Genomic DNA, 15,007 nt, shown 5'->3' on the forward strand with positions numbered 1-15,007 from the left:
CAACAGGATAGATGCCGTGAGCCAGTTCGAACTGGTCGACAGCGTCCATCATAGGATCCAGCACGTTGATGCCGTTCGCTGTCACGCCTGCCGCGGGTAAAAAAGGTGGGCTGATAATCATTATGGCTATCGCGATATGGGATATGCGTTGCTGATTTTCACATCGCCCTGTAGAAGAACGGGAAGAGGCGTCTCAAGATTTGCTGGTCCGGCAAATGAATGCTGCGCACCCTTGATGTCGATTTTTCCAGGCGCGTGAATTTCGATCCCGCCATCCTTGATACGGATATACGCGCCACCCGACGTAAGCAGAATCCCCTGCTACGCCACCGCTTCGATATTTTCCGTGGCGGAAAGCACCTTGAGGTTCTTCTGCGAGGTCATTTCGATGTTGTCCGAATGCGCCTGAATCTCGACTTTGCCCTTGGCCGCGAATAGCTTCATGCCTGCGTTCTGCACGAACAGGCTCAACTTTTCAGCGACGCTGACAATGAGCGACTTGCCAGATGCGATGTGCGCGTTTTGTCCGCTCACCAGGTTGGTGTGCTCGCGACTACCGATATGCAGGGATGTCTGTGCCGACAGCGCAATGCCCGACGGACTGCCGAACAGCATGACAGGCTGCTTGAATGCAATGGCGGCGCCCGTGCCGCCGCCCGCCGTGTTTCCGCCAGACGAAGGACCCGTTACGCTACTTTCAGTCGCATCAGTGAACGACTTCAACGCGTCGCGGCCTTCTTTGAGGTCTTCTGCCTGATGTGTAGTGCTCGCATCCGACATCGCGTCAAGCACGCTCTGCGCATTCACCAGTTGAGTGCGTGATGCGCTTGCATCGAGCGGCTGGCTGACGGCAGCATGGGTCGTAATATACAAACCTTGCCCTGCGCGCACCGCTCCATATGCATCCGACTTCAGATCGAAGCCGCTGCCCAGATAACTGCCTCTCTCATTGCCATTCTGTGCGATGAGAAAGCCCAGATGCAGATACGAGTTCGCGCTGCTGCTATAAAGCTGCAGACGGTTCTGCCCGGTCGCATCATCCATCACGAACTGGTTGTATCCGCTGCCTCCATACTCTTTCGATCGATAGCCAGACAGCAAGCCATTCGAATGCCACTGCGGTTTGGCAGCGCCGTTGTAGACTCGGACAACCACGATTGGCCGGTCACAGTCTCCGTCGACGTAGTCGATGAGGACTTCTTCGCCAACGCGCGGAAGATGCACCCCGCCATAACCACCGCCCGTGTCCGACTGCACGACGCGCAGCCAGCACGAAGCGCGTTCGTCGCCGCTATTGAGCCGGTCCCAGATAAAGCGGACCTTGACGCGATTCAGTTCGTCGGTATAGACCTCTTCGTTTTGCGGGCCGACGACGATGGCCGATTCGAGTTGCACATCCGGTTTCTCATGTTCGAACGGACTCCGATAGGGTACCGTCGAACGCTGAGCCTCGATATCTACCCGGTAGAAGCCGTCAGACGCATTGCCTGCGGCCACGCCGGACGCTGCATCGGCCTGATGCCGTGCCCGCACAGCCGCCACGGTCTCCTGAAGACTATGGGGGAACACCGGCGCATCGCTGCTAACAGGCAGATTGTTCTCAATCGTCCATATGGCCTCAATCACGGCAAACTCCCGTTGATCGGCTGCATCGCTATCGTGATCGGGATGGTCGGTCAACGTGAAGCGCCGTCCAGCATCGACGCCACGCGCACCGCCCGCGCCGTGAAACCGCTTTGCTCGCGACTCCCACTCCTCCATGCGGATTCGCGAGAGCGCATCGCCGCGATCCTGTGCACCATACGTGTAAGCGCCCGTGTATTCGTAGACTTCAGCTTGTGCTGGCAACGCGCCTTGCGCGGGCATTGTCGGGATGCTGGTGCCTTTCGGGTTATAGACGCCAGATGGACGTTTATAGTCGAACGTGCGCGTGGTCAGCAGCGCGCTTTGCAAGGTGCGCGTGCCGGACCACTGAGTAAGTGCGTCCGCCTCGCTGCCCGTTCCCGCGCGATAAAACGTCAACGTTCCTGGTGACATCGCGGCGAGCGTCGAGAGATTGTCGGTAATCGTCAGCGTGTGCGATTTACCATCCTCCGCCTGTTGCCAGAAACCATACAGGCCTTCCGATTCCAGCAAACGATGCACGAAGTTCCAGTCGAACTCGTCCTGCCGGCAATACGAACGTGTCGGCAACGGCATAGACAACTGAAACTGGAATCGCCCTTGCGCTTGAGGATGTGAATTAAATACGTCGCTGACGATGTCCTCGACGCTGGCATCCTGCCAGATACGCTGATCGCGCCTGAACCTGAGAAAATGCATCCACGATGCAAAGCCGATCTGATAGCTGGTTAGCGTGCCATCCGAGCCAAGCCGTCGCGCGGTATGGACGAAGCCGTTATATGGCAGATACGACTTGTCGGATTGCTGGACCCACAGCGTGACGGGCTGTGCGATCAGTTTCTTGAGTTCGATACTGGACGACGCCGAAACGACATCAACGGTGAATTCGAAATGCCGTCCAAGGCGCGAACTGCCCACCGCGCGCTGCGGAATCACCAAGTCGCTGCCCAACGGAGTGTCAAGCTTCAACAGCCGGTCGCTTTGCACAAGCCCACCCGTGACGGCCGCAACGAAATCCTGCGCCCCCATAACGCCTCTATTTGTTCGTTACTGAATAACCCGCGCGATTCTACAATATTGAAACGAATAATGATCGCCGAACCTTTAAAAAGGCGTCGAGAATACAAATTGAAAAGTCAAATATGCGATTCACATTTTTACTGAATGGCAATAGCTACATTACTCTTATAAAGAGTGGCAATTGTGACCGGAACTCACATGAACCAATGATGCACTCTCAAAATCAATCACATCAAACCACCCCTCAAACTGAAAACAGTGAAACGCTAATCGACATCTTCTGTACACTCAGTTGAGTGCCTAATCAAACATCAAAAACCGATTAACACATCCCCTGCCGCTCAGACACTCGAACGGCACGTTAGTTTGGAGTTTCGGAAAACTCGCGTCCGTACTCTGCATTCAGATGGCTTTCCGGTTGCCTGCACTGTCGCCATACCCTTCGCCGCGGATGCGCCGATGCGCGGAGCTGGCAATTTCGAGTGGCGGGCGCCCGTATTAAGGGTAACGTTTATCCGTGGGCGAGCACAGGCCTGATCCAATTGCAACGATCTAGAGTGAACGTCGGCTCTCGTGTGGCAAGCCGACGTTCAACGCGCCCTCAAGCTGAGCCGGCCTATGGATGCAACTGGCCGCCGGATCCGGCAGTTCGTAACCCACCGACGATGATGAGTCGTCAAACCGTCCATCAACTTCCGTAGCCGCCCCTGAACCGCGCTTCCCAACGCCGTAACATCGGCCGCCGCTTCCGCGCAAAAAGGGACATTGGCCGCGCAACGTTAGTGTGCCCTCGAACATGCAAGGCACATCGAATTCACCGTCAATCCATCAATTTCGCAGCAAGAGACAGCCAACACGCTGGATGCTCAATGCTACAAAGAAAGGCATCCAGTGAGCTTCGGGAAAGCGACACACTCGCATTATTCTCAAGTGGATGAAATAGAAACACCGCTTCCCCGGCCAACGCAGCATCAATGACAAGTTGCACCCGTTTGGCATCGTCATTGACCAGTGCGAGCGGACTCAAAGAGCCCGTACGGATGCCCAGTAACTCAAACAGCGTGTCTGCCGACGCAAACGACAGTCGCTTACTACCGATCGTTTCAGCAATAGCCACCAGATCCAGCGACTTCGCTGAAGTCGTCACGATAAGAAAGTACTGCTCCTTCTTATCCTGCAGCAGCAGGTTCTTACAGCGAGCCCCTTCAACGGACAGCGTCAACATTCCCGACTCAGCCATATTGAGTACCGCGTCATGCTCCTCACAGGAAAACGGAATCTCCCGTTCTTCAAGAAGCTTCAATACTTCGTCTTTTCCTAACATGCTGTTGTTCACGTTGTTCCAGAAACAGACCGACCCCGAAACTGTACGAAGCCGGTTCCTCACACATCTCTCAGCTCAGGCATCAAACACGGGATACGATGCCTTGCGGATCGCCGCGATCGTTTCATCGCGAGGAAGCAAACCCGACTCGTCGAGAATGGCGACCAGCGAGCGACCCTCAGCGACCGATTGTCTTGCAAGCTTGCTCACGCGAGCATAGCCAATTCTAGGGACAAGCGCTGTCGCGACGGCCATCGATTCCAGCAGATGTTCCTCGTTGCGTGCCGCATCGGCCTCGATACCCTTCACGCACTTTTCGCCAAAGCGTCGAATGCCGTTGCTCAGCAACGCGATGCTGTCGAAAACGCGGGAACCGACCACCGGCTCGAAGTGGTTGATTTCCAGTTCGCCGTATTGAACCGCCTGAGCAACGGCAACGTCGTTACCCACCACGGCGAAGCTCAACTGGATCATCGCCATCGGCAGCACCGGATTGACCTTGCCGGGCATGATCGAAGAACCCGCCTGCGCCTCAGGCAGCTTCAACTCGCCGAGACCTCCCACCGGACCCGACGACAGCACCGTCAGGTCCGAAGCGATCTTCGCAAGCGATACAGCGCACGTGCGAAGTTCTGCGGAGACGCGCGAAAACACATCCATGTTCTGCATGGCATCGAACGGATTGGCAGGCGCCTGATAATCGACACCGGTGACGCGCTGCAGATGCGCGTAGACGGCCGCGCGATAGCCCGCCGGTGCGCCAAAGCCCGTGCCGATTGCCGTGCCGCCGAGCGGAAGCGTGCGCAGCTTGTCGCGAACTGCGGCCAGTTCTTCAGCCAGACGTTCGGTCAGCGCCGCGTAGCCGCCAAATAGCTGGCCGAGGCGCATCGGTTGTCCATCCTGCAGACAGGTGCGGCCCAGATGCAGGATGTCGGCGAACTCCGTCGCCTTGCCCTTGAAGAGGGCCGCGAGTTGCGTGACCTCGCTCACGAGCGAACCGAGCATCGCGTGGGTCGCCATCTTGAGGGCGGCGGGATACACGTCGTTGGTCGACTGCGAGTGGTTCACATGGTCATTCGGATGAACGACCTCGTACGTTCCTGCAGCGTGGCCGAGAATCTGCTGTGCGCGATTCGCAATGACTTCGTTGAAGTTCATATTGGTCGATGTGCCTCCCGAGCCTTCCATCAAATCGACCACGAGCGAGGCGTCGAAGTGTCCGTCGATCAATTCCTTGCAAGCCGCAACGATCGCCTCGCACTGTTCGCCCGTGATGACCTCGTTGTCGCGATTCGCCAACGCTGCGGCCCATTTGACCTGCGCAAAAGCGTCGCGAAACGCGGGATAGTGGGCGATGGTCAACGGTGAAACCGTGAGATTGTCGACGCCGCGAACCGTGTTCACGCCATACAGTTTGTCGCCGGGAATCGTGACTTCACCCACATAGTCACGTTCAACACGGGCTTCGCCCTGAGCAAGCTTATTCATAGAGATTCCTTCCACCAACGGTAATAAGTTGTTCAATGCCCCTGCCGAGCGCTGTCAGTCTCGGCAGGAAAGATGTTTCGATTACTTCGCGCGCTGTGTCGCACGCGTCGTCGAAAAAGACGTTGTATTCGTCACGGCGCGCGACGAGATACAGCGAGCGCTCCAGCCCCATGTTCTCGACGACATGCGCAGCAACGTTGGCAGCATGCGTCACGCCCTGAAGGTGACACATCGGCGACGTAATGGCCCAGCCGATTCCTTCCGCTACCATCGAAGTCAGCGCATCGGCGTTGTCCAGTTCCAGCCGGTTCGGTGCGCGTATCTCGATGCGCCGGAGGTATCGCTCGATCTGCATGCCCACCTGCGAAGTCCGGTTGAATCTGACGATGGGCAAGCTGTTGATCAGCGTGCGCAGGTCGTCGATACTCTTTACAGGCGTTCTGAGGTTCTTCGGCGTTATGACGAAATACCGCTCGGAAAAGAGCCGATACCTGACGACGTCGTTGGCGTCGATCAACGGGTCGCTCGTGACAATCAGATCGAGATCGCGGCGCAGCAGCGCTTCGCCCTGTTGCGGACTCAGGCCCGTGCGAATCGACAGTTGCGATACCTTCCCCAGCAGCTTCTTCGTGAATACCGAACCACATGTCGACGCAAACGAATCCACTAGTCCAATGCGCAGATCGGGTTTGATGCCTCGTCCCGCTTCGACGACCTGTGCCTTCAGATTGGCAATTTCCTCGCTTAGCACGGCACCCCGGTTTCGCAGGGCGATGCCGAACGGCGTGAGCGCCATCGGTCGCGTTGTGCGGTTGACCAGCACAACCCCGAGTTCATCTTCGAGTTGCCGGATGATCTGCGATACGCCCGACTGCGAGATGCCCATCCTCGTTGCTGCCGCAGACATGCTGCCCTCTTCCGCAACAGCGACGAAGACCTGTACAGCGTGCATATCAATGGGTTTGTTCGACGGCATGTCGTGTCCTGACGTGAGTGCGGCTGTCTATCGTTCCGCGACCGGTGCGTCGTCCGTTTCCGGGTTCATCACAGGTGCGTTTTGGTGCCGCCCGGCGCAGAAGTCGCGAACGTGGCTTCATGATGTCCGGCGTCTACCTGATCGTCGGCAACGACGTCCGATTTCAGGTCAGAAAGACTCTCACTGCCCGTTTCAGGTGCCATGAAGTGGCAGAAGACGCCACCGAAAAGCAGCACCGCGACGCAGACGCCCAGCGCTGCATGAATGCCGACCTGCTGCACCGCGATCGGCAGCAGGAACGTGCTGATGGCCGATCCGAAGCGGCTCGATGCAACCGCGAGACCCACACCCGATGCGCGAAGGTGCGTCGGAAAGAGTTCGGGCGGATAGACAAACTCGAGGTTCGCTGCCGCTGACAGAACGCACGCGAAGAGGCCGAAGACCAGCATTGTGCCGACCGGGCCGAAGCTCGCATAAGTCAGCACCGCGAGACCAAGCGCTGCGAGATAGAAAGTCCCGAGAAGAAAGGTGCGGCGCGAGATCCTGTCGATCAGCAGCAGCCCGATCACTGCGCCAGCGAGAAGCAGCACGTTATAGACGAGGCCGCCCACGAACTTGTCCTTGACGTGCAGCGCTTCGAGTACCTTCGGCGCGAACGTCCCCAATGCAAAGTACGGAATGACCTGACAGGTATAGAAAACGCAGCCGACCAGCGTGTTCTTGCGCCACTGGTGCGAGAACAATTGCGACCATGCTCCCTTTTGTTGCTTCGGTGCGGTTGTTATCGCCAGCGTGACTTCCGGGCCGAATCTGTGGCGGACAATGGCGAGCGCTTCGTCACCACGTCCCCGCTTCATCAGCCACATCGGCGACTCGGGAACGATCAATCGGAACGGCAGAATCAGCAGTGCGGGAATGCCGCTCGCTGCGAGCATGATCCGCCACGCGTCGGGTCCGATGTCGCGCATCGCGAACCCGGCAAGGTATGCGCCCACATAGCCCGCCGCCCACGCTGCTGCGAGCACGCTCAGCAGACGGCCACGATAGCGGCGCGGCGAGTACTCGGTCACGAGGGACTTGCTCACCACATAATCGGCGCCAAGAATCAGCCCGAGCAACAGTCGCAGGACGAGCAGTTGCGAAGGCGAGGTCACGAAATACTGCGCAGCAGAGACGACTGCGAACAGCAGCATGTCGTACGCGAAAATTGTGCGGCGGCCGTATTTGTCCGCGATGGGACCGGCCAGCATGCTGCCGAAGAACAGGCCCGCAAGCGAAGCTGCGCCCAGCAGTCCCATCCAGAGCGCGTCGAGATGCAGCGGTCCCGCCGCCATGCTGACCGCAATACCGATGATGCCGAGCACGAAGCCATCACTGAACTGCCCGCCCGTTCCGCTGAATGCGACTCCAACGTGGAACGGGCGAAGCGGCAAGTCTTCGAGTAATACCTGTTTGCTCACAGTCGTCTCCTGTCTCTGGTGTGGTGCTCGTGGCGATGCACCTTGGAGAGCAGTCTAGAGTGGCAATTTCAGGAAAACAGCAGGTGACGGGACAGTATCAACAATTCTAATACTATCTGTCAGCATGGATGCAGCGGGTGAGGTCCCGGGCTGGTGGTTCCGCTGGCGGACCGCTCGCCTACGTGCGCAATGGCGACCGCATCCGCTTGAGTGTGTCTCGCCGCGAACTCGCCCTGCTGGTTGCCGATGAAGACCTGCAAAAGCGCGCAACGGAAACGCCAATCGAGCGCCCAACCGCTGAGCGCGGCTATCGCAAGCTGTTTCTGCAGACGGTCACGCAAGCCGATGAAGGCGTCGATTTCGACTTCCTGCGTGCAGCAAGTCTGCAAACCGATAAAGTACCGAAGCCGGATTAAGCGCGCTTTGCAACCACGCCCTACAACCCTAGCGCCCGGCCGTCGCTGCGTGGATCATGTGCGCCCGTGAAACCTTGCGCATCGATCCGTATGGCGCCGGGGTGTCCTGCCAGCTGGCTTTGCGCGGCAATCGGACTCAGTTGATGCCCGCGTTCCGCCAGTTCACTGAAAACCGTTGCGCCGGCGTCCTGCTCCAGCTTAAGGCTGTCGCGGCTGTCCGAGAACGTCTTGCCCAGCAGAAAGCGCGGGCGGCCGAGTGCCGTCAGCGGGTCCATGTCGTAATCGATCAGGCGTGTCAGCACGGCGGCGAGCGTCTGCGGCTGTCCATCGGCGCCTTGCGTGCCATATAGCAGATGCGGACGGCCCGCCTTCAGATACATGCCGGGATTGAGTGTGTGAAACGGCCGCTTGCCGCCGCGCAACGCATTCGGACTGTGCGGATCAAGGCTGAACGACGCTCCCCGGTTGTGCCACAGCACGCCCGTGTCACCGAGTACGACGCCGCTGCCCCAATCGAAGTACACCGTTTGAAGCATGCTCACGCAGTTTCCATCGCGATCAGCCGCGCCGATATACACCGTGTCGCCAGTCTTGAACGTGTGCGGCCACGGCATCGCGCGATCCATGCGGATACGGTGTGCGTGTGCGTCGAGTGTCGCAGCAGACAGCAGCCGATCGACGGGCACATCGACGAAGTCCGGATCCGCAACATAGCGGTTGCGATCGAGAAACGCGAGCTTCACGGCCTCGACGAGGAGGTGATAGTAGTCGGCACTGCCTTCGGGAATGGCGCCAAGATCAAACCGATCGAGAATGCCCATAATCTCCAGCGTGGTCACCCCTTGCGTCGGCGGGCGCAAACCCAGCAGTTCGCCATCGCGATAGGCGACGCGCAGCGGCACTTCCTCGCGAGCCTGCGCGCGCGCGAGATCGTCCATCGTAAGTGGCGAACCGGCCTGCTTCAGGCCTGCTGCGATCCGCGCCGCAAGATCGCCTTCGTAGAACTCGCGACCGCCATGCGTTGCGATGGCATCGAGGCTACGCGCGAGCGCCGGCTGGAAGAATTGCTCGCCCGCCTGGGGAATTCGCCCGCTCGGCGCAAATACTTCAGCAAAGCCGTTCCAGCCTGTCGACTCGCTCGCACGGAATTCATGCCAGAACTGCTGTGACGGTGTGACGGGAAATCCGTTGGCGGCGTATTCGATTGCGCGCGAGAACAGCGATGACCACGCCTGCGTGCCGCCCCACGACGTCTGGCTCAAGGTGTACGCCTTGTCCCACACGGCGACAGTGGCCGCTGCCGTGAGCGTCGCGCCTGGCCCTCGCACCGGTATCGTGCCGCGGTACTCGAGGGGCTGCGACGCGGCCTGGCCGATGCCCGACAGCGTTCGAACGTTGCCGGCGCGGTCGCTGATCATCATGAACGCATCACCGCCCAGGCCCGTGAAGTGCGGATACGTCACGCTCAATACCGCGCCGACCGCAATCGCGGCCTCGATGGCGTTGCCGCCCGCGCGAAGCACGTCGAGCCCCGCTTCGCTCGCAAGCTCATGCGGACAGGTGACCATGCCGTGAACCGATTTCGCGAGCCTGGCCGTCCTGGCCATGTCGTCCGGGACGTGGCCGGCTGGAAACGCGGCGCTGCTGGCTACGGCAGCCGTACTTGCCACAGAATCCCGTCGCGTGGTCCCGATGCTGCCCGATGCCGATTCAACCAACACTGCCATGCCGCCTCCGTCGTACGTCGTATGTTTGCAGCGCGGGTTTCACCGGACGCACGCTGCCGCTTTTCCGCAAATTGACATCAGACTTCCGGCTTCCAGCCCTTCCACCAGCGATGAGCCGTCGCTTCCGGCGCGGAGTAGCGCTCTTTCACCCAAGCATAAGCCGGGCCAAGCGCGTTCATCACAATGGCCGCAGCCAGCGCCATGACAGGATCGTTCGCTACTGGACCGAAGCCGCCGAACAGCGTGCCGAAGTACGTTGCAAAGCCGAAGAACATGCCGGGAATGAAGTTCAGGCAGACGAACAGTCGGGCGAGCGCCATCATGGTGCCGTTCAGCGTGAACAGGATCATCATTTGTGCAAGCACCAGCGTGTTGCCGCTGAAGTGCTTCGACGCCTGCTCGAAACCGAGCACGATCAGAAACGCAAAGCATGAGCCGACGGGCAGCGTCGGCCAGATGCGCTTGAGGTTCTGTGCGCTTGGACCGCCCATCGCGAACGTCGCGGCCCAGCTGATGAAAATCGCCCATGGCGGCAAGTGCAACGGTAGCATCGCAATCGGAATCGTGGTGACGGCGAGCAATGATGCGACGATCTCCGCAGGCAGCTTCTTCATGCTTGTCTCCTTGAGTTGTAGTGGACTTCATTGCGCGCAACAGCACGAGTGCCGGTGAATTTCGCAGTGGTGATGCGTCACCACCGTGATGCGCCCACGCTTGACGACCCACAACCTCGGCGGGATGTCGAGCAGCGCATCGGCTACCTTGAATGTATCGAGAATGACGAGATCGGCCTGCTTGCCAACGGCGATGCCGTAGTCCCGGTCGAGCCCGATTGCACGCGCGGCGTTGCGGGTGCCCATGTCGAGGATCGCCTGCTGATGCTCGGGCACGCCGAACTGCGCGACGTGCGCCAGCATATTGCCGATCAGCAGCATGTCCGCCTTGCCGAATGGCGTGAACGCATTGCGCACGTTGTTCGACGAATAGGCGACGTTCACGCCGGCGTTGTGCAGCGCCTTCACGGGTGTGAGACCGCGTCGCTGATTGGCCTGATCCTTACGTCCGCCCAGATAGAGATCCGTTGCAGGCAGCGTCACGATGCTGATGTCGGCCTGACGGATCTGATCCATCAACGGCCCCAGCGTGTCGGCATCCAGCGAGCCCAGGCTCGTGACATGCCCAAGCGCGACGCGCCCCTGATAGCCAGACTCGATGGTCTTCTGCGCGATGTACGAAATCGCCGAGAAGCGCGGGTCGGTGGTGTCGTCGGCGAAATCGGCGTGCATATCGATTGGAAGATCGAAACGCTGCGCCAGTTCGAAAACGACATCGATATGGCGCTTCGTATCCGCCCAGTTCAGTTCGTTGTACGGGCAACCACCGACCACATCCGCGCCCATGTTCAACGCGTCGATCATCAGTTCGTGTGTGCCTTGCGATTTGAGAATGCCTTCCTGCGGAAAAGCCACGATCTGCAGATCGAGCAGGTTTTCATACTCGGATTTCAGTTCGAGCAGCGTCTCAACGCCGATCAACCCCTGGATGAGATCGACATCAGGATGCGCGCGCACGGCAACCGTGCCGTTGCGCACCGTCATGTCCAGCACCTGGCGCGAACGGTCCAGCACATCGTTGCGTTCCTGCTTGCTCTTGAGGACGCCCGTCACGCGGATCGCCTCGTCGAGCGTGCCGAAGCGCGCAGGCAGGCGGCGGTGCAGCAGGGCCTTGTCCAGATGCAGATGCGCTTCGATCAGCCCCGGAATGGCCGCGCGTCCGCGAGCGTCGATGGCTTCATCCGCGGATGCGTCGATATGCGGCTCCAGCGCTACGATGCGGCCGTCGCGGATCGCTATGTCGACGGGTGGGTCGTCGTCGCGAACGCACACGTCTCTGATCAGTAGGTCTACGTGCATGAAGCGGTCTCCTTGCGTCTGGGATCGATGGACCGACGTGCTCCGCGTTTCCAGTGCGTAACACGCAAGCTGGTGCGTTAGGAAGAGATTAAGGGCGTGTGCCCGCGCGAGGCATCGGGATTGACTGCTTTTTATCTAGGATTTTCCCGAGACGCACCGCACAACGCGAACGGACTTCAGGCGTTTGTGCTGGCGACGATCAGGCCATGCTGGATGGCGTAGTGAACGAGTCCCGCTGTCGACGGGATATCCATTTTGACGAGGATGTTGGCCTTGTGGGTGCTGACAGTCTTGCTCGACAGCGAGAGACAATGGGCGATTTCGTTGATACCACTGCCTTCTACGAGCATCTGGAAGATCTGGAATTCGCGCGCCGTGAGGCGCGTATGCGGAAAGGAACTCGCGGGCTGATGCAACTGCTTGACGAGCTTTTCGGCGACCAGTGGCGAGACGACCGATCCACCGCGCGCGACCTTGCGGATTCCGCCCATCAGTTGCTCGGACTCGGCGTCCTTCGTGAGGTAGCCGGCGGCACCCGCGCGGATCGCCTGTACCGCATATTGCGATTCCCGGTACATGCTGAGCACCAGCACCGGCAGCGACGGATGGCTTGCCTTGATCTGCTGGATCAGTGCAATGCCGCTTCTGCCCGGCATCGACATGTCGAGCAGCAATACATCGACGGATGTCGAACGCAGCCGTTCGATCAGGTCGGCACCGTCTACGGCCTCCGCGACCACCTCCATGTCGTGCGCAGTCGAGATGATTTTTTTCAGACCGTCGCGAATGATCGCGTGGTCGTCGGCGATCATCACGCGCATCATTGCCGTGCTCCTGCTGTAGCGGCCACTGCCGTGTGGTGCAGCGGAATGCGCGCGGCCACGCGCGTGCCGTGGCCAGGACGGCTTTCCACACTGAGCTGGCCATCGAGCATCAACGCACGCTCGCGCATGCCGAGCAGACCGAGGCTGCCGCTGCCGGCGGCACGCGAGGTGTCCATTCCGCAACCGTCATCGGCGATCGAAAGGAGACAGTGATCGTCGCATGCGTGAATCTCGACGACGGCGCGCGACGCCTGCGCGTGACGGCTCACATTGGTGAGCGCCTCCTGAACTATGCGGAAGATCGCTGTGCTGCGTTCCGCGTCAATCGAGCGGGCAAGTTCCTCGGGCATCGCCAGGTGAAGTTCGCACGGGACGCCATTGCGCTGCGTGAACGATTCCGTCAGCCACTCGAGCGCGGCATGCAGTCCAAGCTCGTCGAGCACGGCAGGCCGCAGATCGGACGCAATGCGATGCACCGCATCCATCGTGGCGTCGACGAGATGCTTGAGCATCTGCAGATGACCGGCCTGCTCGGGCGTGGTCGCACTCGCCTGCGTCTGAAGATAGTTCAGTCCGAGCCGCAGTCCGCTCAGCAATTGACCGAGTTCGTCGTGGAGTTCGCGCGAAATCCGCGTGCGTTCGGCTTCGCGTATCGACTGGAGATAAGCCGAAAGCTGCCGCAACTGTGAGCGCGAATCGAGCAATTCCGTCTGTGAGCGTTTGAGGTCGGTGATGTCGCGCGAGATGCCGACCGTGCCGACGACGCGTCCGTCATCGTCGCGAAGCGGCATCTTGACCGTGTCAAACCAGCGCAGCGTTCCGTCCGCGCCCTGGCGGGTTTCCTCGTAGCGCCGGCGCACGCCACCGTCGAGCGCTGCACGATCGGTCGACAGATACACCTTGCCGAGTTCGGACGGCCAGACCTTGTCAGGCGTGCTGCCGATGATTTCCTGTTCGGTACGTCCGCATGCGGTGACGAATGCTTCGTTGACGAGCACGTAACGGGACTCGGTGTCCTTGAGCCATGCCTGATCGGGAATGTTGTTCAGGATGGCACGGTGCAGTTCGCCGTAGGTCTCCACCGCTCCTCCTCGAAAGGGTACAGATTCCGCCGATGGCTGGCTCCGATTCGTCTCGCTATCGGGCCTGTGGCCCTAACATGAAGACGCGTGAGTAGACGCGGGGCACGGTGCGAGAGGACACGCGTTCACAATATATCGATAGTCGCGGTGACGCGCGCCCCTAGTTTTCCCGCATATTCGTCGGGTGCAGCTATTCATGAGTTTTGTTTCTTATTGAGTCGAGTGTTCGTCGTGAGCGAAATCGCGTCACCGGCCGAGCGCATCGGCCAGTACGCGCATCATGTTCGGCCGGTCCATCCCAACATTCGAAAGCAGCACGATCTGGCGTTGCCACATCTCGCCCGGCAGCGGCGTCATCCGGCAGTCGGCCGTGAAGCGTTCGATGCCGGACCACTGCGGCACGAGGCTCACGCCCATGCCGTCCGCGACCAGCATCGCGATGGCTTCCAGTGCGTCGAGATCGCAAAGCACCGTGGGCTCGATGCCGTGGTCGGCGATCCAGTTGGCCGCATACCGCCCGCCCCACGTGCCCGGGTCATAGCGGATGTAGGCTTGTGTCGAAAGCAGTTTCACCGCACTGCCGCGCACGTTCTTTGCGGCCAGCAGCACCAGCGATTCCGAGCGCAACGGCACGACGCACATCGATCGGGGCAACGCGAACGGCGGCGCGACGACGATGGCCGCATCGAGTTCGCCCGCGTGCAGCGCCTGATACAGGCTCTTCGATGTTCCCGGCACGATCACGGGCCGTCCGTTCGGCGCGCGGCGCGTGAACTCGCGCAATGCTGCGGGCAGCATCCCTGTCAGCACTGTCGAAATCGCACCGATTTTCAGCGGACCGCTCAGCCCGTCGCGATCCGCGTCGCCGCGCAACAGCGATGCTTCGAGCACCATGCGTCGCGCGCGTGGCAACAGTGCGAGACATGCCTCCGTTGGCTGCGCGGTATAGCCGTTGCGTGACAGCAGCGCAAAACCCAGTTCGCGTTCGAGCGCCTGCACGCGCTGACCGATGGCCGCCGCCGTCAGATGCTCGACACGCGCAGCCTCGGCGATCGAGCCACTCTCGACGACGGCAATCAGGCTTTTCAGAAAACGCGTGTCCAAAAGAATCCCTTTCGATTAGAAAATAAATCCATGCTATCTCTTTTGAAAAG

The 15,007-nt window shown here is 59.9% G+C and carries 10 protein-coding genes and 2 pseudogenes; 1 reads left to right on the plus strand and 11 read right to left on the minus strand.

Annotated elements, in window-relative coordinates:
- Nucleotides 1-180: 180 nt before the first annotated feature.
- From DK391_RS00955 to DK391_RS00975, 5 genes and pseudogenes are all read right to left on the minus strand, one after another.
- Nucleotides 181-2,652 (minus strand): annotated as a pseudogene (locus DK391_RS00955) (type VI secretion system Vgr family protein); the annotation flags it as partial.
- Nucleotides 2,653-3,463: 811 nt separating this feature from the next.
- The gene (locus DK391_RS00960) at nucleotides 3,464-3,979 is read right to left on the minus strand and encodes a prolyl-tRNA synthetase associated domain-containing protein (protein WP_162600630.1); all 516 of its coding nucleotides are present in this window, start codon (nucleotides 3,977-3,979) and stop codon (nucleotides 3,464-3,466) included.
- A gap of 63 nt (nucleotides 3,980-4,042) precedes the next feature.
- A complete protein-coding gene (locus DK391_RS00965; RefSeq protein ID WP_109476104.1) occupies nucleotides 4,043-5,455 on the minus strand; it encodes an aspartate ammonia-lyase in 1,413 nt (470 codons plus the stop codon).
- On the minus strand, nucleotides 5,448-6,431 hold the full coding sequence (locus tag DK391_RS00970; protein ID WP_109476105.1) for a LysR family transcriptional regulator: 984 nt from the start codon (nucleotides 6,429-6,431) through the stop codon (nucleotides 5,448-5,450). The genes DK391_RS00965 and DK391_RS00970 overlap by 8 nt, the downstream gene beginning before the upstream one ends.
- A 68-nt stretch (nucleotides 6,432-6,499) precedes the next feature.
- Nucleotides 6,500-7,891: an MFS transporter gene (locus tag DK391_RS00975; RefSeq protein ID WP_109476106.1), complete on the minus strand. Its 1,392-nt coding sequence runs from the start codon at nucleotides 7,889-7,891 to the stop codon at nucleotides 6,500-6,502.
- 88 nt (nucleotides 7,892-7,979) lie between these two features.
- Here DK391_RS00975 and DK391_RS00980 point away from each other — a divergent pair.
- Nucleotides 7,980-8,307 (plus strand): annotated as a pseudogene (locus tag DK391_RS00980) (dihydroxy-acid dehydratase); the annotation flags it as partial.
- Nucleotides 8,308-8,327: 20 nt separating this feature from the next.
- Here DK391_RS00980 and DK391_RS00985 read toward each other — a convergent pair.
- The 6 genes from DK391_RS00985 to DK391_RS01010 all read right to left on the minus strand — a co-directional run bounded on the left by DK391_RS00985 (nucleotide 8,328) and on the right by DK391_RS01010 (nucleotide 14,957).
- Entirely contained in the window at nucleotides 8,328-10,034 is a 1,707-nt protein-coding gene (locus tag DK391_RS00985; protein WP_109476107.1) for a gamma-glutamyltransferase family protein, read from the minus strand.
- Between the two features lie 77 nt (nucleotides 10,035-10,111).
- Complete coding sequence (locus tag DK391_RS00990) at nucleotides 10,112-10,648, minus strand: DUF1097 domain-containing protein (protein ID WP_109476108.1); 537 nt, start codon at nucleotides 10,646-10,648, stop codon at nucleotides 10,112-10,114.
- 27 nt (nucleotides 10,649-10,675) lie between these two features.
- Nucleotides 10,676-11,947 carry an amidohydrolase family protein gene (locus DK391_RS00995; protein WP_109476109.1) on the minus strand — a complete coding sequence of 424 codons (1,272 nt, stop codon included), beginning with the start codon at nucleotides 11,945-11,947 and terminating at the stop codon, nucleotides 10,676-10,678.
- A 176-nt stretch (nucleotides 11,948-12,123) separates the two neighbouring features.
- A complete protein-coding gene (locus DK391_RS01000; RefSeq protein ID WP_109476110.1) occupies nucleotides 12,124-12,771 on the minus strand; it encodes a response regulator transcription factor in 648 nt (215 codons plus the stop codon).
- Nucleotides 12,768-13,853 (minus strand): PAS domain-containing protein, encoded by a 1,086-nt coding sequence (locus tag DK391_RS01005; protein ID WP_109476111.1) that lies wholly within the window; start codon nucleotides 13,851-13,853, stop codon nucleotides 12,768-12,770. The genes DK391_RS01000 and DK391_RS01005 overlap by 4 nt, the downstream gene beginning before the upstream one ends.
- 246 nt (nucleotides 13,854-14,099) lie before the next feature.
- Entirely contained in the window at nucleotides 14,100-14,957 is an 858-nt protein-coding gene (locus DK391_RS01010; RefSeq protein ID WP_109476112.1) for a LysR substrate-binding domain-containing protein, read from the minus strand.
- Between the last annotated feature and the right edge of the window lie 50 nt (nucleotides 14,958-15,007).

Source organism: Paraburkholderia sp. C35 (assembly GCF_003121405.1).
Taxonomy (GTDB): domain Bacteria; phylum Pseudomonadota; class Gammaproteobacteria; order Burkholderiales; family Burkholderiaceae; genus Paraburkholderia.

Excerpts from the sequence above, each read along its gene's own strand:
- DK391_RS00970 (WP_109476105.1), bottom strand. The coding sequence starts at position 6,431 with ATGCCGTCGAACAAACCCATTGATATGCACGCTGTACAGGTCTTCGTC.
- DK391_RS00990 (WP_109476108.1), bottom strand. The coding sequence starts at position 10,648 with ATGAAGAAGCTGCCTGCGGAGATCGTCGCATCATTGCTCGCCGTCACC.
- DK391_RS00965 (WP_109476104.1), bottom strand. The coding sequence starts at position 5,455 with ATGAATAAGCTTGCTCAGGGCGAAGCCCGTGTTGAACGTGACTATGTG.
- DK391_RS01000 (WP_109476110.1), bottom strand. The coding sequence starts at position 12,771 with ATGATGCGCGTGATGATCGCCGACGACCACGCGATCATTCGCGACGGT.
- DK391_RS00995 (WP_109476109.1), bottom strand. The coding sequence starts at position 11,947 with ATGCACGTAGACCTACTGATCAGAGACGTGTGCGTTCGCGACGACGAC.
- DK391_RS00985 (WP_109476107.1), bottom strand. The coding sequence starts at position 10,034 with ATGGCAGTGTTGGTTGAATCGGCATCGGGCAGCATCGGGACCACGCGA.